Annotated in this window: 17 protein-coding genes and 1 tRNA gene; 3 read left to right on the top strand and 15 right to left on the bottom strand. The window is 41.0% G+C overall.

Annotated features, from left to right (window positions below):
* Window positions 1–76: 76 nt before the first annotated feature.
* The 8 genes from CVS91_RS01860 to tig are packed head-to-tail and all read right to left on the bottom strand — an operon-like array spanning window position 77 to window position 7,755.
* Window positions 77–802, bottom strand: a complete 726-nt coding sequence (locus tag CVS91_RS01860) for a TerC family protein (RefSeq protein ID WP_087583407.1) — start codon at window positions 800–802, stop codon at window positions 77–79.
* A complete protein-coding gene (purN, locus tag CVS91_RS01855) occupies window positions 795–1,382 on the bottom strand; it encodes a phosphoribosylglycinamide formyltransferase (protein ID WP_107829915.1) in 588 nt (195 codons plus the stop codon). The genes CVS91_RS01860 and purN overlap by 8 nt, the downstream gene beginning before the upstream one ends.
* The gene (locus CVS91_RS01850) at window positions 1,364–2,767 is read right to left on the bottom strand and encodes an NAD(P)H-hydrate dehydratase (protein WP_107829913.1); all 1,404 of its coding nucleotides are present in this window, start codon (window positions 2,765–2,767) and stop codon (window positions 1,364–1,366) included. Before CVS91_RS01850 ends, purN begins: the two co-directional genes overlap by 19 nt.
* Window position 2,768: 1 nt before the next feature.
* Window positions 2,769–4,274 (bottom strand): YifB family Mg chelatase-like AAA ATPase, encoded by a 1,506-nt coding sequence (locus tag CVS91_RS01845; RefSeq protein ID WP_107829911.1) that lies wholly within the window; start codon window positions 4,272–4,274, stop codon window positions 2,769–2,771.
* Window positions 4,271–4,789 (bottom strand): peptide deformylase, encoded by a 519-nt coding sequence (gene def / locus CVS91_RS01840; protein ID WP_107829909.1) that lies wholly within the window; start codon window positions 4,787–4,789, stop codon window positions 4,271–4,273. Before def ends, CVS91_RS01845 begins: the two co-directional genes overlap by 4 nt.
* 1 nt (window position 4,790) lies before the next feature.
* A complete protein-coding gene (locus tag CVS91_RS01835) occupies window positions 4,791–5,825 on the bottom strand; it encodes a GGDEF domain-containing protein (protein ID WP_107829907.1) in 1,035 nt (344 codons plus the stop codon).
* 8 nt (window positions 5,826–5,833) lie between these two features.
* Window positions 5,834–6,424: an ATP-dependent Clp endopeptidase proteolytic subunit ClpP gene (gene clpP / locus CVS91_RS01830; RefSeq protein ID WP_107829905.1), complete on the bottom strand. Its 591-nt coding sequence runs from the start codon at window positions 6,422–6,424 to the stop codon at window positions 5,834–5,836.
* Window positions 6,424–7,755: a trigger factor gene (gene tig, locus CVS91_RS01825; RefSeq protein WP_107829903.1), complete on the bottom strand. Its 1,332-nt coding sequence runs from the start codon at window positions 7,753–7,755 to the stop codon at window positions 6,424–6,426. Before tig ends, clpP begins: the two co-directional genes overlap by 1 nt.
* 137 nt (window positions 7,756–7,892) lie before the next feature.
* Between tig and folE the strand changes: the two genes are divergently transcribed.
* Window positions 7,893–8,465: a GTP cyclohydrolase I FolE gene (folE, locus tag CVS91_RS01820; protein ID WP_107829901.1), complete on the top strand. Its 573-nt coding sequence runs from the start codon at window positions 7,893–7,895 to the stop codon at window positions 8,463–8,465.
* Window positions 8,462–9,769, top strand: coding sequence for a flagellar protein export ATPase FliI (gene fliI, locus CVS91_RS01815; protein ID WP_004317323.1), 1,308 nt, complete (start codon window positions 8,462–8,464; stop codon window positions 9,767–9,769). Before folE ends, fliI begins: the two co-directional genes overlap by 4 nt.
* Window positions 9,770–10,957: 1,188 nt before the next feature.
* Here fliI and CVS91_RS01810 read toward each other — a convergent pair.
* From CVS91_RS01810 to CVS91_RS01790, 5 genes are read right to left on the bottom strand one after another with little or no spacing between them, the layout of a single operon-like run.
* A complete protein-coding gene (locus tag CVS91_RS01810; protein ID WP_107829899.1) occupies window positions 10,958–12,691 on the bottom strand; it encodes an ATP-binding protein in 1,734 nt (577 codons plus the stop codon).
* Complete coding sequence (locus CVS91_RS01805; protein WP_107829897.1) at window positions 12,691–14,358, bottom strand: fatty acid--CoA ligase; 1,668 nt, start codon at window positions 14,356–14,358, stop codon at window positions 12,691–12,693. Before CVS91_RS01805 ends, CVS91_RS01810 begins: the two co-directional genes overlap by 1 nt.
* A gap of 8 nt (window positions 14,359–14,366) precedes the next feature.
* Complete coding sequence (locus CVS91_RS01800; RefSeq protein WP_107829895.1) at window positions 14,367–15,599, bottom strand: OmpP1/FadL family transporter; 1,233 nt, start codon at window positions 15,597–15,599, stop codon at window positions 14,367–14,369.
* Window positions 15,596–16,447 carry a deoxyribonuclease IV gene (gene nfo / locus CVS91_RS01795; protein ID WP_107829893.1) on the bottom strand — a complete coding sequence of 284 codons (852 nt, stop codon included), beginning with the start codon at window positions 16,445–16,447 and terminating at the stop codon, window positions 15,596–15,598. The genes CVS91_RS01800 and nfo overlap by 4 nt, the downstream gene beginning before the upstream one ends.
* A complete protein-coding gene (locus tag CVS91_RS01790) occupies window positions 16,444–16,914 on the bottom strand; it encodes a hypothetical protein (RefSeq protein ID WP_107829891.1) in 471 nt (156 codons plus the stop codon). The genes nfo and CVS91_RS01790 overlap by 4 nt, the downstream gene beginning before the upstream one ends.
* A gap of 65 nt (window positions 16,915–16,979) precedes the next feature.
* On the opposite strand from CVS91_RS01790, the gene CVS91_RS01785 reads away from it, so the two are divergent.
* Window positions 16,980–17,054 (top strand) — tRNA-Glu (locus tag CVS91_RS01785).
* A gap of 211 nt (window positions 17,055–17,265) precedes the next feature.
* Here the strand turns inward: CVS91_RS01785 and CVS91_RS01780 are convergent.
* Complete coding sequence (locus CVS91_RS01780; RefSeq protein WP_107829889.1) at window positions 17,266–19,683, bottom strand: GGDEF domain-containing phosphodiesterase; 2,418 nt, start codon at window positions 19,681–19,683, stop codon at window positions 17,266–17,268.
* On the bottom strand, window positions 19,676–20,539 hold the full coding sequence (locus CVS91_RS01775) for a cytochrome-c peroxidase (RefSeq protein WP_103568729.1): 864 nt from the start codon (window positions 20,537–20,539) through the stop codon (window positions 19,676–19,678). Before CVS91_RS01775 ends, CVS91_RS01780 begins: the two co-directional genes overlap by 8 nt.
* Window positions 20,540–20,578 lie beyond the last annotated feature (39 nt).

The raw sequence follows: 20,578 nt of genomic DNA, 5'->3' as shown, positions 1-20,578 counted from the left end.
AGCAAAGCTTGCCTTCAAACCTATCTAAATTTATCTATTGTGAGCCAAATTTGAAACTAAATTTTAGCTCACATTTTTATTTTTGATCTCTTGATGCCCTTTTTCTAGCGTAGATATTTAGGCACTCAACCGCTAGCGAGAAGCCCATCGCAAAGTAGATGTAGCCTTTTGGCACATGCACGCCAAAGCCATCAAGTATGAGCGCAAAGCCAACTAGCACCAAGAATGCTAGTGCGAGCATTTTTATGGTTGGGTTGTTATCGACAAATTCTGAGATCGCCTTTGAGGCAAACATCATCACGCCAACCGCGATGATGACGGCAAGTATCATGATATCGATGTGCTGAGCCATGCCAACTGCGGTGATAACGCTATCGAGTGAAAAGACTATGTCTAAAATGCCTATCTCAAGGATAGTTGCAAAAAATCCCGGATGAGACTTGCTCTCGTGAGCCTCTTCATGCTTGCCAGTGACGTTTGCGTGGATCTCCATTGATGATTTTACTATCAAAAATAGACCGCCTATTATGAGCACCAGATCGCGCCCAGTGATGCTAAGCTCGCCTATGCTAAAGAGCGGCTTTGTAAGCTTCATGATCCAAAATAGCGAAAGTAGCAGGATGATCCTAGTGATCATCGCAAAGCCAAGCCCTAAAATGCGGCCTTTGCCCCTTTGCTCTGGTGGCAGCTTGCCTACTAAAATAGCGATAAATATGATGTTATCTATGCCTAAAACTATCTCCAAGCCAGTTAGCGTAAGTAGCGATATCCACGCCTCTGGCGAACTCAACCATTCAAACATTTACTTCCTTTGTTAAAATTTTTATTATGCTCTCAGGCAAAATTTCATGCTCTATGTCGTGAATTTTAGCCTCCCACTCATCTAAACTCATGCCATCCTCGCGCTCAAACGCCCTTTGCGCGATCAGTTTGCCCCCGTCAAGCTCCTCACTCACATAATGCACGCTCACACCGCCTATCATCATGTCGCTCTCAAAGCTCTCCTTTATCGCATGCGCGCCCTTAAAAAGCGGCAGGATAGATGGATGAAGGTTTATGGCTTTTATCTGCGCCGTAAAAACTGGCGTTAGTATCCTCATGAAGCCTGCAAGCACCGTAAGACCTGCCCCACTTTTTAAAATTTGCTCCACCAAAACAGCGTCAAATTCCTCACGGTTTTTAAATTTAGCGCTCTCTATGACGAGCGTTTCAAGTCCAAATTTCTTAGCTCGCTCGATGCCAAATGCACCAGGCTTGTTGCAGATACAAAGGCAAACTTCGATCTTTACGCCGTTAAAAATTTGATTATGAACTTTTTTAAGTATCGCTTCTAAATTTGAGCCACTGCCGCTAAAAAGCACGGCTATCTTTTTCGTAAGCATTTTACTCCTTTGATGATGTCTGTTGGCTCAAGCGCGTAGCTGTTTTTGTTAAAATTTCTAAGACTAAGCGCATGAGCTAAAGTGGCTGAGATGGCAGCATTTAGTGGCTCGTAGCCTTGAGCCAAAAGTGCTAGCACAAGGCCGCTTAGCACGTCGCCGCTACCGCCTTTTGCAAGCGCGCTTTTACCATAAGACATGACGTAAATTTGCCCATCTTTGGCGATTATGGTGTTTGCCCCTTTTAGCACAAGAACGGCATTAAATTTCTCGCTCCAAGCCCTCGCATAAGCGTATCTGTTTTCTTGCAAAGTTTGCACATCTATATCGGCTATTTTGCAAATTTTTAAAAGCGAGCAAAACTCCTTTGGATGAGGCGTCAAGACGCAGTTCTCGCTTAGCAAGTCAAGCACTTTTGGGTTGTAAAAGATATCAGCGTCAAGCACAAGCCTTTTGCCTTTTAAAATTTGCACCTCAAGCTCTTCTACGCCCCTTTTGCCAAGCCCCATGCCAAGGGCTCCAGCGTTCATTTTCTCGCTTATCTTGCTAGCTTGCATGATATGCGTTGGTAAATTTAAACCTTGCTCGCCTATTACGCTAACTAGCCCAGCCCCAAAGGCAAATGCCGCCTTTGCACAAAGCTTGCTAGCTCCTATGTGCTCGCCAGATATGATAAATGCGTGGCCAAAGTCGCCCTTATTTACGCACTGATTTTTTCTATTTGGAAGCATGAGATCGCATTTTTCAAGCAGATGATAGTCGCTTTCGCACTCGTAGTTTTGAGCGCTTATGCCAAGTGTGGCAACCTTTATCTTGCCAACGTAGTCCTTTGCCACGTCACTATAAAGAGCTAGCTTTCTAGCTCCCATCGTGATAGTAGCGTCTGCTTTTACGCAAGCGCCAAGCACCTTGCCCTCACTACTTAGCCCACTTGGCACATCGCAAGCGATGATGTAAGCGGGGCTGGCGTTTATTTTTGAGATTAACTCTATGTGCGTTTCGTCTAAATTTCTATTTAGCCCTGAGCCAAAAAGCCCGTCTATGAGGCATTTTGCGCTATTTAAGCTATTCCCTATCTCTTTGTTCTCACGCACACCAGCAAATTTAGCCCTTTCAAGCTGTTTAATGGCAAGTGGCTTTAAATTTTTACTAGCTAGGATAAATTCACACTCATACTCGCCCTCTAGCATCCTTAAAGCGCAAAGCACGTCAGCGCCGTTGTTTCCGCCACCGCAAACGCCAAGCACTCTCTCGCCTTTTTTAAATTTCTTACGGATAAAATTTGCTATGGCTGTGGCTGCATTTTCCATTAAAATCTCTTCGCTAAGGCCAAATTTCTCGCTCGCTCGCTCGTCCAAAACTCTCGTGTCTAAATATAAATTTTTCATTCTATGCCCTAAAACTAAGCGCCTCTAGGATGTGAGGTTTTAAAATTTGCTCGCTCTCATCAAGATCGGCGATGCTTCTAGCTACTCTAAGCGTCCTTTTTATGCCCCTTTGAGAGAGGTTGTACTTCGTGGCGGCCTTTTGTAAAATCTCACTCGCCTCGGCGTTTAACGTGCAAAATTTAGCCACCTGCGCGTCATTTAGCTTGCCGTTTAGCTCGTCTTGAGCGCGCTTTTTTTGAAATATAAAGGCTTTTAAGACCATCTCGCTCATCTGCTGCGAGCTTAAGCTTGCCTTATCATTTGGCGAGCTCTCGTCCATCGCGACTTTTAAGTCTATGCGGTCAAGCACTGGGGCTGAAATTTTGGCTTTGTAGTTTTTGATCTCATTTTCACTGCATTTGCAGTTTAGATTGCGGGAGAATAAATTTCCACATGGGCAGGGATTTTGCGCGGCTACGAAGATAAATTTAGTCTCATAAGTCACTTTTGAATTTACCCTTGCGATGTGGATTTGATTGTCCTCAAGTGGCTCTCTAAGGCTTTCGATCACCTGTTTAGGAAAGTGTGGGAACTCGTCAAAAAATAGCACTCCGCCATTTGCAAGTGCGATTTCGCCGATCTTTGCGACGTTTGAGCCACCGCCAAAGATCGAGCTTTTTGTCGAGGTGTGGTGCGGCGAGCGAAAGGCTCTAGTGCTTGTAAATTCGCTATCTTGCAGGTTTAGCGAGCGGTAGGCGGCGGACTTTAGCACCTCTTCTAGGCTTTGTGGCGCCATGATATAAACTAGGCGTTTTGCGCACATGCTCTTGCCGCTACCTGGGCTGCCTTCAAATAGGATATTGTGCATACCAACGGCTGCGATGACGCAGGCCCTTTTGGCTCTTTCTTGACCCAAAACATCCTTAAAATCAAGCTCGAAGTTTAAATTTGGAACGTATCTTTTGCCAGAAATTTCTATCACATTTGAAAATAGCTCGTGTGTGGCGCTAAAATGCGTGCTTTTAGCAAATTCTGCGTCACTAAAAAACTTGATCGCCTCTTCTAGTGTGCTAACGCCATAAACCTCTAAATTTGGGATCATCGAAGCTTTGGCGGCTATCTCACTAGGCACTAAAATTTTTGCATTTTGAACCTGCGTGCTTAAAAAAAGTAGGATCGAAAACAAATTTGCCGTGCTTTTTACACTGCCATCAAGCCCAAGCTCTCCAAAAACAAAAATTTTCTCTAAGCTTTTTGCCTTTTGAAGGGCGATGAGAAGTGCGATACTTAAATCAAAATGTGAGCCACTTTTTGGCAGGTCTGAGGGGGATAAATTTATGGTTATTTTCTGAGCTGGAAAGGCAAAGTCAAGCGCTAAAAGTGCCGCTTTTACACGCTCTGTGCTCTCTTTGATGCTGGTGCTTGCAAGACCCACGATACTAAAGCCAGGAAGCCCACGAGAAAAGATCGACTCAACATCAATGATCTTTAGTCCGTCGCCGTAAGTAGCACATTTTAAGGACTTCATGATGTCTTTTCTTTTTTCTGCTTTTTGTATTCCTTATCGAATTTCTTGCGTTTGTTAAAGCCTATTTTTTCTATAAAAAGATGCCCGTCTAGGTGGTCATTTTCATGCTGGATAGCGATCGCTAGTAGCCCATCAGTTTTTAAGGTCTGCTCTTTGCCAAAGCGGTCTTGAAATTTGATAGCAACTACCTCACTTCGCTTAACGTCCTCGTAGTAGCCAGGCACGCTAAGGCAGCCCTCTTGATAGACGCACTCGCCCTCACGTAGCTCAAATTTTGGGTTTATGATCTCGATTAAATTTTCTCTATCTTGCACGCCCTCTTCGTTGGCTAAATTTATGATGAAAATTCTCTTTGCAACGCCTATTTGTATGGCCGCAAGACCGATGCCTTCTTTTGCGATCATCGTCTCATACATATCATCAAGAAGTTTGTGAAGATTCTCATCGAAAACCTCAACCTCTTTTGAAATTTCATAAAGTTTTTTATTTGGATAGGATAAAACTTCTAGGATCAAACTAATTCTCTGCTTTCTCGTCTAAAAATAGTGGCTCGTTTAGCTCTTGGTTGGTCTCTAGCTTGTCAAGTGCGTGAGAGAGCAACTCTTCGGTGCTCTTTGTCTTTGAGATCATGCTTGAGACTATCTGCACTTCGAGCTTGCACTCTTCGTTGTCGATCTTCCAAGGCATAGATGAGAGCATGTTTAAAATTCTCGCGCACGCTTGCTTTGTGCCGTTTTCATCGGTGTATTTCATCACCATAGCAAAGCAGCCATCGCCGTAGTGTGCGACTATATCGCTCCTACGCGAAGTTCTTAAAAGAAGCTGCGACATGCTTTTAAACATATTGTTTCGCTCTTTTAAATTTTTAACGCGGTTAGCAAATTTGTCTTTTATCTTAACTAGCAAAAATGAGGCATTGTAGCCATAACGTCTAACAGACTCGATCTCGCTGCTTATGGTCACTACTAGAAATTTCTTGTTATAGACCTCATAAGTCGTATCGTAGATCGACTGCTCTTCAATCGCCTTAAACATCTTGCCAACCTCTTCATAGCTCATCTTGATGACGTCAAGGTGCTTATCCATGAGGTCGTTTAGCTTGATGAGGTCTTGGTTAAAGGCGCTTAAAACGTTTTGGAGCGCAAGGACATTTGTGTTGTTTTTAAGCCCATCCATACGCTTTTGCACTAGGCCTCTCATAATATTTAAATTTTTATAGATTAGCACAACCGCTTGAAGCATGCCTTTTATCTGGATAAAGCCTTGTTTGATCTCTTTTTCGATAGAGATGTTGCCATTTGTTGGCACTGAACTTTCGGAATTTGCCACGATGATATCGCCGATCTCTTTTCTAAATTCTTCAGGTTGATTATCAAGCATCTTTTCAAAATAGATAGAGTAGTTGTTTGGCGTAGATGGGACGTTGTCGCCACTTAGTTCGTTTAAAACACCCTCTGAAAATTTATAGATATTTGCCTTTTCTTTTTTAATGGAATGTTTTGGTTCAAGCGCTTTTCTCTTTGGTTCTGGGGCGTTATCTATCTTTATCACTTTAGGCCTTATTTAAAACTTTTCTCCAAAATTTTATCGACAAGTCCGTAATCTTTAGCCTCTGCTGAGCTCATAAAGAAGTCACGCTCAGTATCTTTTACGATCTTGCTTAGCTTTTGGCCTGTATTTTTTGCCAAAATTCCATTTAAAATTTCTTTCAAACGTAAAATTTCACGAGCTTGTATCTCGATATCAGTCGCTTGTCCTCTAGCACCGCCGAGTGGTTGGTGTATCATGATACGAGAATTTGGCAGTGCATATCTCTTGCCAGGTGCGCCACAGCTTAGTAAAAATGCACCCATACTAGCGGCCTGACCGATGCAGATAGTGCAAACATCTGGCTTTATGTAGTTCATCGTGTCATAGATGCTAAAGCCACTTGTTATCACGCCGCCTGGTGAGTTTATGTAAAGGTAGATATCTTTATCTGGATCCTCAGCCTCTAAAAATAGCAGTTGAGCGACGATAGAAGCAGCCATGCCGTCCTCTATCTCACCACTTAGCATAACGATCCTGTCTTTTAAAAGACGGGAGTATATATCATAGCTTCGCTCACCTCTGCTAGTTCTTTCAACTACGACAGGAACGTAATAGCTCATTACTCAGCCTTCTCTTTTTTGCTTGCTTTTTTCTCTTCTTTTTCTTTGCTAAAAAGCTCGCTAAATAGCTTCTCTTCGATCATAGACATCTTTATAGCTGGAAGCATGCCTTGGTTGCGGTACATATCAAGGTGTGCTTTTGGGTCTTGTCCGCTTCTATACGCCTCAAAATAGATCGCTTGAACGACCTCTTGATCGCTCACTTTCACGCCTCTTACGCGAGCTAGCTCATCGATGATGAAAGTTAGGCGAACGCTATTTTCAGCGTCTTTTCTATACTCGTCACGTTTTTTAGCTAGAGCATCTTTGTCTTCTCTAAATTTCTTCATATCGTCTGGAGTAAATGAGCTCCATGCGTTTCTAAACTGCATATCGATCTCTTGCTCGACGATATTTTTTGGCACGTCAAATTTAAATTTTTCAACCGCAGCTTCAGCAAATTTTGGTTTTAGCTCTTCGTTTATAAGTTTATAAATTTTCTCTTGGCGGATTTGCTCTTTTATGCGCTCTTCAAGTAGCTCTTCAGTTGGTTTTTCTTCGTTTGGAAGGATAGTTTTTAGCATCTCTTCGTCTAGTTTTTCAGGGATCTTTCTCTCTTGAATTTCATGAAGTTTGACTTTAAAAACAGCATCTTTACCAGCTAAATGTGCAGCGCCATAGTTTTCTGGGAATTTAACCTCGATATCTTTTTCGCCGCCAGCTTTTATGCCTACCATGCCATCTTCAAAGCCTGGGATAAATTGGTTTGAGCCGATCTCAAGCACGTAGTTTTCAGCCTTGCCACCTTCAAATGCAACACCATCAACAAAGCCCTCAAAGTCAAATTTAGCAAAATCGCCCACTTTTAGGCCTCTTTTGCTCTCTACTTTTTCAAGTGGAGCTATCATTTTTAAAAGTTCAGCTTTTTTCTCATCGATATCTTTTTTCAAAACGCGTGGGTTTGAAAACTCTGGTATCAAGCTCTCATAGCCGCTCACATCTACACTTGGCTTAAATGAAACTGTTAGCTCAACATCGATCTTGTCATCTTTTCTATCAAATTTTGAAACGATAGGCTCGCCGATAAGGTCGTCATTTTTCTTGCCTGCTTGTTTGATAGCCTCTTCGACTACATCTCTTAAGACATCTTGCTCAGCGTCGTTTGTCAGCTCTTTCTCGTAGCGTTTTAGCACGACAGCGACTGGCACATGGCCTTGTCTAAAGCCATCTACTTTCATAGTTTTTGCTGCTTTTTTTGCTAGTTTTTCCACGCTAGACTTTATAGCACCTGCACTTATAGTTGTGCTTGCTAGGGTATTTACGCTATCTAGAGCTTTGATTTTGATTTCCATCGAATTCCTTTATGAATACAAATTTTTAGCCCAAAATATAGCAGAATTTTCCTTATTTCATTGTAAATTTGTAAATTTTTATAGATATAAAAGGCGTTTTAACGTAGAATTTGGCGATAAAATTATGGAGAAAATTTATGCAAGAGAGTTTTGAAAATTCAGTTAAAAATATGCTAACTATCATCGGCGAAGATCCAAACAGAGAGGGGCTTATCAAAACCCCAGAGCGCGTTTATAAAGCTTTTAAATTTCTAACTAGCGGATACGTTCAAGACCCAAAAGAGGTCCTTGGTGACGCTCTATTTACCAGCTCAAATAACGAGATGGTTTTAATGCGGAATATCGAGTTTTACAGCCTTTGTGAGCACCATTTGCTGCCTATTATCGGCCGTGTGCATGTGGCATACATCCCAAATGGTAAGGTCGTTGGCCTTAGTAAAATTCCACGCATGGTAAATATCTACGCCAGACGCCTACAAATTCAAGAGCAGATGACCGAGCAGATCGCAAAGGCGCTTGAGGACGTTATCGCTCCAAAAGGCGTTGGAGTTGTTGTCGAGGCAAGGCACATGTGCGTTGAGATGAGAGGTGTGGAGAAGATAAACTCGACTACTACGACCTCTGCGCTTAGGGGCTGCTTTATCAAAAACGCAGACACAAGGCGGGAGTTTTTCTCGCTTATAAATTCGCCTAGGGAAACGCATTTTTGAGTTTAGAGCGCATAAATTCAAGGCTTAAAGAGGGCGTGAAGCTCTCAAATACCTTCGGCGTCATCACAAAGATCACAGCTACTACGATAGAGATCACCGGACTTCGCCCAAGTATCGGCGACATCGTGCGCATAGTGGCAAAAGACAAGAGTAAAAACGGCCTTGGCATGGTCACGCAGATAAAGACAGATGGCGCTTATATCAGTCCATTTGGCTTTGTCGAGGGCTTTAGGATAGGCGACTTTGTCTATGAGAGCGATCAGGGCATGAGCATACCGGTGGGGCCAAATTTACTTGGTCGCGTGGTCGATCCATTTATGAAGCCAATTGACGGCAAAGGGGCGATCGATACGACTGAATATATGCCGATCATGAGAGCGCCCATAGATGCGATGAAAAGGGGGCTTATAAACGAGCCTTTTAGTGTTGGCATAAAGACGATAGATGGGCTGCTTACCTGCGGCAAAGGGCAAAAGCTAGGAATTTTTGCAGGTTCAGGCGTGGGCAAATCAACCCTCATGGGCATGATCGTAAAAAATACGTTAGCTCCCATAAAAGTAGTCGCGCTAATAGGCGAGCGTGGCCGTGAGGTGCCTGAATTTATCGAAAAAAACCTAGGCGGCGACCTAGAGGGCACGGTCATCATCGTAGCGACCAGTGACGATAGCTCGCTCATGCGAAAGTATGGCGCATTTTGTGCGATGAGCGTGGCTGAATACTTCAAACAGCAGGGCAACGACGTGCTTTTCATCATGGATAGCGTCACACGTTTTGCGATGGCGCAGCGTGAGATCGGCCTTGCACTTGGCGAGCCACCGACCTCAAAGGGCTATCCGCCAAGCTCGCTCACACTCTTGCCACAGCTAATGGAGCGCGCCGGCAAAGAGGAGGGCAAAGGCAGTATCACGGCGTTTTTCACCGTGCTAGTCGAGGGCGATGATATGAGCGACCCGATAGCTGACCAAAGCCGCTCTATCCTAGACGGCCACATCGTTCTAAGTCGCGAGCTAACGGACTTTGGCATCTACCCACCTATCAATATCCAAAACTCGGCCTCGCGTGTCATGGGCGACGTGATCGGCAAAGAGCACAAGCTAAATGCGATGAAATTTAAGCGCCTCTACTCGCTTTTAAAAGAAAATGAGGTTTTGCTTCGCATCGGCGCATATCAAAAGGGCAGCGACAAGGAGCTTGACCTTGCGATATCTAAGAAAGAATTTATGGAGAGCTTTTTAAAACAAAGCTCAGAAGAGGCCTTTGCGCTTGAAGAGGTTGAAGAGCTGCTTGATAAGATCAATCAGTAAATTTCTCTATAAATTTGACTACTAAAATTTCATAGCCTTTTATTAAAAAAGATCGGTAAATTTTGCTTTTTTGGTGCGAAAAGTGATGCTATAAAAGTCGCGGAAGCGTGTTTTAAATTTACTGTGTTTTTTGGGTTAAATTTCATGGAGTGGGCGGCTTTTGTGTTAGTAAAAATGATAAAACGTTATAAAAAATAGTCACGCCCACGCTTCACACGGCAGATAAATTTAAAATTTTTGGCTTTTTAATAAAAAATGCGGTAGTAAATTTGAAGTTGTAAGTGGGATTTGTCTTACTTGTGGTTTTTGCAAATTTGCACAGATAAAAACAAAAATTTAATGCAAAAACATACGCAACTAGAGATATGCACTTTGTGCGCTTGATGTTTAAGGCAGAGTAGATAAATTTCAAAATTTTGCGGTTTTTGGATAAAAGCTACCATTTTGAAAAGACTAGGGTAGTAAATTTATGCTAGTGCCTATAAGTTGGCATCTGCCAAGCTGTAGTTTTTCGCTCAAATTTAATAAAAAAGCAAAATTTCACACTTTGACCCGCAGTCATCTGCTTTAATGAAAAAGCCCGCAATAAGCAAAAAAGCGATAAAACAGCTTATGTAAAAATTTATCTGCCTAAACGTGAGTCGCAGAGCAGATAAATTTCAAATGGATAAAAGCTACCATTTTGCAAAGGCTGAGGTTATAAATTTGAGGCAAGTGATCGAGTTAAATTTATACAAAAAGCCTATGGGCGAGTGTCTATCCTATCGTAGCTTTTGCTAAAATTTAATTGTAAAAAATTCCACGTTTAGTTTGGCAAGCATCGATATTTTAGACTTTGTCTTGTGACGCAAAGCGTATATTTAAAAAAAGCGCAAGAGAATTACGCCAAAGATCAAATTTGTTTCGCCTTTTCTATAAATTTTTAGTGGTAGGCTTCTTGTAAATTTAATAGATAAAAGCAAATTTGATATCCGCACTTTGTCTTTGTTACAGAGCAAACCTTGCAAAAAAGCTTTAAAAAGCACAAGAACAAAACCTATTTCTTATCGCCAAAGCCTAAATTTAACTCGTGTTTTCCGTGATTTTAGCGGCAAAACTCATCTAAATTTTATTGAGTGAAGCAAATTTCTTATAAATATCAGTGGTTTTTTTACAGCACAAAATCAAATTTATAAAATAAGATAAGGTCTAAGAGCCAAATCCCATCTTTTTATCCTCGCCAAAGCTTGAGTTTAGTTCGCGCTCTATCATGATTTTGAAGTCCTCAAAGGTAAAAATCCCATCATCTTTTATCGCTACTTTTAAAGCGGTATTTTTTAGCGCAAGGACGATCTGCGCGCCACTTAGGTTAAACTCAGCCAGCCTTTCTACGCTAAAGCCATCTTCAAAGCTCGCATTTTCAGGCAAAATTTTACGCCAAATGGCAAGCCTGCCGTTATAATCAGGCTTTTTAAACTCGATCTTATAGTCAAATCTTCTAGAAAATGCCACATCAAGGCTTTGCAAGAAATTTGTCGTAGCTATGAGCACGCCCTCAAAGCGCTCGATCTGCTCTAAGAAGATATTTTGCATTTGATTGTGCATCTTCTCAGCCCCACTCGAGCTCTCCACTCTTGTGCTTAAAAACTGATCGGCCTCGTTTAGCAAAAGCACTGGCTCGCTGCCGCTTTTTTTGCAAATTTCTTTGTAAGTATCAAAAATTTTCCTTACATTTTGCTCGCTTTCGCCGACATATTTGCTTAAAATTTTTGAGCAGTCAAAGCTTAAAATTTGCTTCTTTAGGCTCTTTGCAAGCCCAACAGCGCTCATCGTCTTGCCAGTGCCAGGTTCGCCGTAAAAGATGATCTTTGCGTCTATATTTTTCCTAGTTTTTATGCCCCAGCTGCTAAGTCTAGCGAGCACTTTTTTATCGACTTGCTTTAGTATCGTGCTTAAAAGCTGCTTTGTCTTTTCGTTTAGCACGACGTCTTCTAGGCTAGTTGCTGGCTCAATGAGCTCAAAAATTTCTTGCTCTTTTACTAGGCTTTCGATCTTGATTTTCTTGCTGTTTTTGTCATTTTTTGGGTGCATTATGCTTTGCAAAATTTCTTCGTTTATAAAAAAGCTCTTGCTAACGTTGCCATAAGCGTTTAAAACCTCGTCGTAGTCAATGAGGGCACCCTCGATGAGCCTTGAGCCATCCTCTAAAAGAGTGCGATTTTTGATGCGTTCAAGCTCGTCTTTGCTTATTAGCCCAACTAGCGTGTTTAGGTCGCGACCATTTTCAAAATCACCCGCATACTCCTCTTTTAAAAGGGCTAAAAATATGATCTGCTCTTTTTCATCAAGTGAGTTTTCTTTAAAAATTTGTTCTATTTTTAGGCTGATCTTGCTTAGTTTTACACGCTCGTTTATGCGCTTTGTAAGCTCAGAAATTTGCTCGTTTATGCGCTTTTTAGCGTCATTTGAGCCACCTTCAAAGATCGCAGCCTTTGAGTAAAGCTCTATCTTTAAAAACTGATCTTTTAAATACTCCAAATGATCTTCATAAGGTGCAAGCTCTGGTAAATTTATATCAGCGTTGCCATCTTCAAGGATCTTTAAAAATGTGCTTGAGAGTGAAATTTCAGAGTGAAGTAGCGAGAGTAGCCCTTGGTTAGAGCTTTTTTGCGAGTTCTCTGGCATTTTAAAGAGGCTGTAGTTTTGCACTATCCAGCCGCTACCCAGCAAATTTTTTATAAATTTAAGGTATAAAAGCTGCTTGTCATTTTGCGTGCCAAAGACAGCTCCAAGTAGCTCAAAAACGCTCATGCTAGCCGTGCCTTGCACGTAGGCTTTGCTTAGGTATTTTAAAATTTCTCCCTCTTCATCGCCACATTTTATAAGCTCGTAAATTTTACTTTTTTTGAGGTCTTGGTTTAGAAAATCAAGCAAATACTTCACTAAATTTTATCCTTTATCTGCTCTTTTAGCACACGTTTTAGCACCTTGCCAGTCGCGTTTCTAGGTAGCTCCTCGGCAAAATAAATACTTTTTGGAATTTTGAAATTTGCTAAATTTTTCTTTAGATGCTCTCTAACCGTCTTTTCATCAAGATCCATGCCATCTTTTACCTGTATGAAAGCGACGACCTCTTCGTCTGCATGCACGTCTTTTACGCCGATGACTGCTGCAGCTTCGACTGCTTCAAGCTTATAAATGACCTCTTCGATCTCGCGCGGATAGATGTTTATGCCCTTTGATATGATGAGGTCTTTTTTGCGATCAACGATGTAGATAAAGCCCTCTTCATCGATCTTGCCAAGATCGCCAGTCTTTAGCCAGCCATTTATAATGGTCTCATCAGTCACACCTGGCATGCCGTAGTAGCCTTGCATGACGCAGTCGCCTTTTACAATGATCTCGCCGATCTGACCGACTGGTAGCTCCATCATCTCATCATCTACGATCTTGACCTCATAGCCATTTAGCGCAGGGCCGACGCTTAAAAGCTTTTGCTTGTCAAATAAATTTGCCGCTACGACTGGCGAGCATTCGCTAAGGCCGTATCCTTCAACGAGCGTTGCACGTGGGAATTTCACTCTAAAATCATCGATCGTTTGCTTAGCAAGCGGAGCAGCGCCACTTACAAATAGCCTTATGCGGTTAAACCATCTAAAATACCAAGGAATTTTTGCCTTGCCGATGGCTGTATAGATGGCTGGGATACCCAAAAATACAGTAACTCTTTTAAGCAGCGTCTGCTTTAGCACATTTGAAAATGGAAAGACCGATCTTACAAGCACCATCGAAGCGCCCGCATATATCGGTAAAAGCACCATCGCTGTGAGCGTAAAGCTATGAAACATCGGTAAAAATACGATAAATCTATCGCTTTTTTTAACCTTAAAACGCTCATGAGCGCCGATGACGTTTGAGAAGATATTTTTATAGCTTATCATCGCGCCTTTTGGCTTGCCTGTAGTGCCTGAGGTATAGATGATGTGCATGAGATCGTCTATTTTAGGGTATTTTGTGATGCTTAGGGTGTATTTGTGATTTAGTGCTTCGCTGAAATTTACATTTTTTACAACGCCGCTATTTTCATAGCCCTTGCTCATATCCTCTTTTGAAATTTGTGGTGTAGAAGATAGATAAGCACTCTCGCCATACTCCTCATCAACGCTTACATAGTCGTCTTTTGAGGCGCTTTGAAGCTTTTTAGGCGTTTGACCGATCCAGATGATCTTTCTTAAAATCTCAAGCTCGCTAAGTGCGATTAGCTCCTTTGCAAGTGAGCTAGAGGCGAAAAGCACCCTTGCGCCACAGTCGTTTAAGATATACTCAAACTCATTTGTTTTTAAAAAGGTATTCATCGGCACCGCAACCGCACCGATAGCCGTGATAGCAAGGTATGAGATGATAAATTCTTTCGAATTTGCCACAGCCATAGCCACTTTGTCGCCAAAATTTACTCCGCAAAGCTGCAAGTAAGCTGCCACTTTATCGACGTTTTGCTTTATTTCATGGTATTTTAGCTTCTCTTTTTCGTCAAAGATCGCTATCTGGTTTGGACTCTGCTTTGCTACTTTGGTCAAAATTTCATAAAAATTATTATAAGAGTATTGCATTTTTAGCCCTAGAAAGAGTATTTAAATGTCATTGCAGCTATCTGAACGCTACTTGCGTCAAATTCGCCAGACATTGAGCCAGCGCCAGTTTTTATATCTGTCGCACGCTTTTTGTCTCGGTGCTGATAGAGATAGCCTAGTCCTAGCTCTAAATTCGGCGTAAATTTATAGTTTGCCCCAAACGAATATGCCTGAGAGGTGGTATTTGGAAGCTCCAAGCCAGTGTGTTCGCTGCTAGTTATATCCTCATCGTATGAAAAGCCAGCCATTAGTCTAAGCTTCTCATTTACATCGTAGGCAAGACCTATCCTATATGTGTTTGTATCCTTTGCGTTTTTAACGACTGGATCGTCCATAAACATTTTAAAAGCAGGGTGGTGTGAATGAATAGCCGTCTTGTCGTCATATTCAAAGTCATAATCTTTAAATTTAGACCAGTAAGTCCTCTCAAAAGCTAGCAAAAGAGTAAAATCACTAAATTTATATCCAGTCGCAAGCACTAGCTGAGCAGGCAGTGGGATCTCAACTCTTGTTTTGCCATGATAGCTTATAGGTGCTAGAGCTCCGTTAAAATCAGCATCAGTGTTACCTTTAAGCTCTAAATTTACCTTCGAGCGGTAAGTCACCGCAAAGCTTAGCTCCTCGATAGGTCTATATGTAAGAGCGACGTTGTAGCCGTAGTTTATGCCATCACCTTGTATCTCTCTGTAACCAAAACGTCCAAAGTCGCTTGCTATCTTACCCTTGCTATAAACGCCTCTAGCGCCAAGAGCAATGGCAAGTTTGTCATTTATGCGGTAAGCCACGGTTGGATTTAGCTCGACAACTTGTAGTTTAAATCTCTTTCCAGTAAATGCCGTCTCTGGATCCTCCCACGAGATGCCAACAGCAGCGGGCACAGCAAGGGCTAGTCCAAATCTCCAGTTTTCATAAATTTCTGGCGTTACAAAGCTAAATGTGCCAGCTAGTGAGTCAAATTTCTCTGAGCTGTAGCTCTTGCCACCATCGCTTTTAAAATCGATGGAATTTATATGAAACCAACCAAGCGTGCTTTCAAAATGGTGAAGCCCGTCTAAAAACATCATATTTGCAGGGTTAAAATAAGCCGCATCAGCCCCAAAACTAAAGGCTACGTTACTAGCAGCAAGCCCCAAAGAGTCAGCACTTTGCTCAGGGACCTTGTAACCCCCAGCATTTAATAAAGAACATGTCGCAACAATGCTTAAAAGCACTCTTTTCATAGCTTTTCCTTTTCTAGGTTTCTTAAAATTTTGATCTCATCTTCCCAAATACTCTCGTCAATCGTCTCTAAAATCAAGGGAATTTCGCCTATTTTATCATCATTTATTATATTTTCAAAAGCGCCAAGGCCAAGCTCGCCCTTGCCAAGGCTCTCATGCCTATCTTTTTTTGAGCCAAGCCCAAATTTAGCGTCATTTAGGTGCATGCCAGATAGAAATTTATAGCCGATGATCGCATCAAATTCGCCCATCGTCTTAGCGTAAGCCTCTTTGCTTCTTAGATCGTATCCAGCGGCAAATGCGTGGCAAGTATCGATGCAAACGCCAACTCTGCTCTCATCATCCACACGCTCGATCAGATACGCCAGCTGCGCAAAATCAAAGCCTAAATTTGAGCCTTGTGCGGCCGTGTTTTCGATGACTAGTTTTACGCCGCTTGTTCGTTTTAGCGCTTCGTTTATGCATCTTGCGATGTTATCTAGGCACTCATTTTGGCTTATTTGCTTTAGGTGTGAGCCAGGGTGGAAATTTAAAAGTTTTAATCCAAGCTGGCTAGCTCGCTCTATCTCATCGATAAAGGCTTCAAGGGACTTAGCTCTTGCCTCTTTTTCTGGATGGCCTAAATTTATGAGGTAGCTTGCATGTGGCAAGACGTGATCGGCGCTTATGCCAGAGGCTTTTAAATTTGCTTTAAACTGCGCTATCTCGCCCTCGCTCAGCTCCTTTGCGCTCCACTGGCGCTGATTTTTTGTAAAAAGTGCAAAGGCATTTGCTCCTATTTTTGCAGCGTTTATCGGTGCGTTAGATACGCCTCCAGCCGCACTTACGTGAGCTCCTATGTATCTCATTTTAACTCTTTTATTATCACTTTTATTTTATTTTTGCTATCGATAAATTTGACGTAGTTATCGCAAACTTCGTATTTTATAAAATAAGAACTTAGATCTTGTCTAAAGCCGCACTCTGTGGTGCTTAGATCTTTGCCGTCATAAATTTTTTGCCTTTGCAAAATCTCTTCAAAAAGGCTCTCATAATGCGGCGCTAGAAAAAATTTCTCGTTAAATTCAGTCTTTTTAAAACAAGCGCTATTTACGCAAATTTTGTCCTTTATATTTATATTTGCGGTATTTACGCCAGAGCTATAAATTTGCAAATTTAGTTCATTTTTGTATGTGTGAAAAAATCCAACATCATTTATCTTTATCATCGGAGAAAATAAAGTGACCTGAAAAGCTTGTGAGCTTTGTGGCGTTTTAGTCGCAACACAGCCTGAAAAAATGAGAGCAAATAATAAAACAAGTGAAAATTTCTTCAACGATTTGTCCTTTTATGTAAATTTAAGTTAAAAAGTAATATAATCCCAACTTCATAACCGACCGTGGCCCATTCGTCTAGCGGTTAGGACATCGCCCTTTCACGGCGGTAACACGAGTTCGAGTCTCGTATGGGTCACCACTTCTAAAAGACAAAATCTTATCCACATAAGCTTTAAAATCTAGTTAATCCAAATTTTCAGCTTTTTTAAAGACAAATTCTTAAATTTAATTGTTGTAAAAGAGATCAAATTTCACGTCTAGCAAAATTTAAAAAGTAGATTTCACGCAAGTATAAAAGTAAAAAGCAGTTAAATTTAGCCTTTTAATAGGCTTTAAAGTAACTGCAAAATTTACATCTGATGTGGCTTGCCTAGTAAAAATCCCTGTGCGTATGAAATTCCAAATTTCTTTATATACTCTAAAATTTCTTCGTTGCTCACAAACTCAGCCACTATCTTATAGCCTTGTCTTCTAGCAAAGCTCACGATAGTCTCAACCAAAACCCTTGCGTTTTCATCGGTTGGTAGCTTTTTGATGATCGAGCCATCTATCTTGATGTTATCTATATCAAGCTCTAAAATTCGGTAGTAGTTAGAGTAGCCAGAGCCAAAGTCGTCGATCGAGATTTTACATCCATATTTCTTAGCTCTTTTTATAAATTCATTTGCCATGCCGTAGTCGCTAAGCTCTTCGCTCTCTAGCATCTCAAAGCAAACTCTACTAGGATCTGGGCAGCTCTCTAGCTTTTCATCTAAAATTTCTCTCACACCAGGATCAGTTAGATCTGAGCTTGAGAGGTTGATAGAAAATGTATAGTCTGGATATTTTTTCACTAGATCAAAGGCTAGAGCGATCACTTTTTTTGTTATCTGAAGATAAAGTTGCGTTTTCATCGCGATCTCTAAAAACTCGCCTGGGTAGCGGATCTTGCCGTTTTGATCGACTATGCGCACCAAAACTTCATAGTATTTTGCCTCTGTCTCATTTTCATGCACGTTAAAAATTCCCTGACACTCGACTATCACCTTGTCGTTTTCTAGGGCGTACTCGATGAGTTCGGTTATGAGTTGGTTTTTATAGTATCTCATCTCGATCGCATCGTTTTCTAGGTAGTAGTAGATCTCGTTGCCGCTATCGCTTGCTTGTTGATTAGCTAGGATTGACTGCATTAGGCGGTTTGTTTGCGGTGTGTCATTTGACAAAGAGACGCCAAGAGTTATCTTGATACCAGGTAGGTTTTCAAATTTACCGTCTATCTCGATATTCATCCTGCTAAAGTTAAAATACTCTTTTATAAAGCCGATATCTCTAACGATGTCATCGCCTTGATACCAGATGTAAAACGCATCATCTTGAAACCTAAATAGCTCAGCATTTATAGAGTATGTATCAACGCAGAGTTTTAGCGTATTTGCCACCGCTTTTAGCATGGCTTCGATGACCTTGTTTTGGTAGAAAAATCTTAGCATCTTATAGTTTTTGATGCTTATGCTGATCAAAATTCCATCTTTTTTCGCCTCTATCATCTCAGTTAGGGCAAAGTAGTTGCCAAAGCCAGTTAGCTTGTCGATTGAGGATTGAATTTTTATCTGCTCATTTTTTTGAGTTAGCTCTTTAAGCATGCTAAGCTCTTTTGTCCTATCAAGCTTTATAGCCATGTAGCCCTCTAGCTTACCCTCAAAGAAAAATGGCGCAAAACGCACCTTCTCATAGAGCAGCTTGCCGTTTTTTGTCCTGCTTATGAGCTCTTCGCTCTCCCATGAGATGTGCTTATTTATAGCATTTCTTATCTCAGCGTAAAAGCTCTCTGGGTGCATATTTGATTTTAAAATTTTAGGACTTTTGCCGACAACATCTTTTAGTTTATATCCACTTTTTGCCTCAAAGGTTTTATTTACATATAAAATTTTATTGTTATTGTCGCAAAAGACTATCGAGCTGTGTCCTGCATCCACTGTCGTTTTTAGTAGTTTTATCTGCTTTAGCTGTTTAGTTAGCACTCTTGCTTGGTAAAAGGCCAGTGCGCAAAATAGCACAAAGCTGATAAAACAAAGCACTTGCATTATCACTATATTTCGTATCATTATGCTGTAAGAGGCTAGGGTGTCATCTCTAAATTTTCTTAGTGTTTCTCCAAGTTTTAGATCAACAGAGTCTTGAGCTACGGCACTTAGGTTTTTTGCAAATTCAAGCGCGTAAGTTGCCTTATTTAGCACCAAGATCGCTTTTGTGTCGTTTTTGTAAGTATCTTTATACTTTTCTATCTGCTCTTTTGTTTGATTTAGCGTCTCAGGGCTGATTAGGGCTGAGCTTTTTATCGCGTGAAATATCACATTAAGTGCATCTAGCTTCTTCTCTGATGCTATTTCAAACTCACCTGATAAGATGTAAGCAGCCATTGACGAGCTAGCGTAGTTTGACCTATCTACAAGCCTTTGTTTTTTTAAAAAGTCGTCGTTTATGACCTTTAAAGTTTTGGCATTTTTCTCTTGGTAAAAGACATGTATGATCTCGTTTAGCTCATCAAGTCTGGTTAAATTTTGATCAAAACTTTTTAAATTTTTATTTACATCGTCGTAGTTTAGACGAAGTACGTTATTTTCTAAGCTAAAGCTTAGCTCGTTATCTAGCAAGATAAGGCTTAAGATCGTATCGTTAAATTTACTAACAGCAGTAACTGCTCTATTTGCCATATAGATGTAAGCTGAGCTAAAGAAAAAGACGATCGCTAGGACGATTAAGATGATATTTGCTTGTCTTTTATTCATTTAGTATCCTAGGTCTGCGTCCATTTAGTGTTAGCAAAAATTTATAAATTTGCTCCAGCTCTTCGCTACTTAGTGTGTGGATCAGCTGATGATAGCTCACAAAGCCTATGACCTCTTTTAGATCGCTCATTTCGCCACTACTTAGATATGGAGCCGTTCTTGCTACATTTCTAAGTGAAGGCACACGCATAAGGCGTCTGCTCTCACCTGCATCTTTTAAGCCCACGTTTTGCATCAAATTTCCACCTAAATTTCTACCATTGTGGCATGCCACACAGCCTATTTTATTAAAGAGCTCAAAGCCCTTTTTTGCCTCAGCATTTATGGAGTCATCATTGCCAGCTAGATACTCATCAAATGGCGAATCAATGCTCAAAACCGCCTTTTCAAATTCCACCAAAGCATCTACTATATTCTCGTAGTTTATGCCATCACCATATGCGTCATTAAACAAAATCCCATACTCGCCTATGCTTTTTACCTTTTTTACTATCTCATCTTTGTTTGAATTTAGCTCATTTCTAGAATTTATCGACTCTTTTACTTGATCTTTTAAGCTTCTTACTCTGCCATCAGTAAAAAATAGAAAATTTAAAGCCGAATTTAGCACGCTAGGCGGGTTTATGACGCCCTTTTGGCTGGTGTAAGATGAGTTTGTGCCACTTAAATTCCAGTATAAGTTGTGGCAAGTTTCGCATGAGTAGTTTTCAGTGGTGCTTAGTCTTTTGTCAAAAAAGAGCTTTTTACCGATGTAGGCTTGTTTTTCGTCATATTTTGATGAAAGCACTGGCTCAAATGATGAATTTGCGCTCAAAATACAAAAAGATACTACCATCCAAAATAAAACTTTTTTCATAAAATCTCCATATTCTTGAGCGTCATTATAGCGGAATTC

The sequence above is a fragment of the Campylobacter concisus genome (assembly GCF_003048985.1).
Classification (GTDB): Bacteria; Campylobacterota; Campylobacteria; order Campylobacterales; family Campylobacteraceae; genus Campylobacter_A; species Campylobacter_A concisus_AY.
This window is presented reverse-complemented; position numbering and strand designations above follow the sequence as displayed.

Coding starts and splice junctions, on each gene's coding strand:
- CVS91_RS01775 (WP_103568729.1), bottom strand. CDS start 20,539: ATGAAAAAAGTTTTATTTTGGATGGTAGTATCTTTTTGTATTTTGAGC.
- CVS91_RS01780 (WP_107829889.1), bottom strand. CDS start 19,683: ATGAATAAAAGACAAGCAAATATCATCTTAATCGTCCTAGCGATCGTC.
- CVS91_RS01850 (WP_107829913.1), bottom strand. CDS start 2,767: ATGAAAAATTTATATTTAGACACGAGAGTTTTGGACGAGCGAGCGAGC.
- nfo (WP_107829893.1), bottom strand. CDS start 16,447: ATGAGATACATAGGAGCTCACGTAAGTGCGGCTGGAGGCGTATCTAAC.
- CVS91_RS01805 (WP_107829897.1), bottom strand. CDS start 14,358: ATGCAATACTCTTATAATAATTTTTATGAAATTTTGACCAAAGTAGCA.
- CVS91_RS01800 (WP_107829895.1), bottom strand. CDS start 15,599: ATGAAAAGAGTGCTTTTAAGCATTGTTGCGACATGTTCTTTATTAAAT.
- tig (WP_107829903.1), bottom strand. CDS start 7,755: ATGGAAATCAAAATCAAAGCTCTAGATAGCGTAAATACCCTAGCAAGC.
- CVS91_RS01860 (WP_087583407.1), bottom strand. CDS start 802: ATGTTTGAATGGTTGAGTTCGCCAGAGGCGTGGATATCGCTACTTACG.
- CVS91_RS01845 (WP_107829911.1), bottom strand. CDS start 4,274: ATGAAGTCCTTAAAATGTGCTACTTACGGCGACGGACTAAAGATCATT.
- clpP (WP_107829905.1), bottom strand. CDS start 6,424: ATGAGCTATTACGTTCCTGTCGTAGTTGAAAGAACTAGCAGAGGTGAG.
- folE (WP_107829901.1), top strand. CDS start 7,893: ATGCAAGAGAGTTTTGAAAATTCAGTTAAAAATATGCTAACTATCATC.
- purN (WP_107829915.1), bottom strand. CDS start 1,382: ATGCTTACGAAAAAGATAGCCGTGCTTTTTAGCGGCAGTGGCTCAAAT.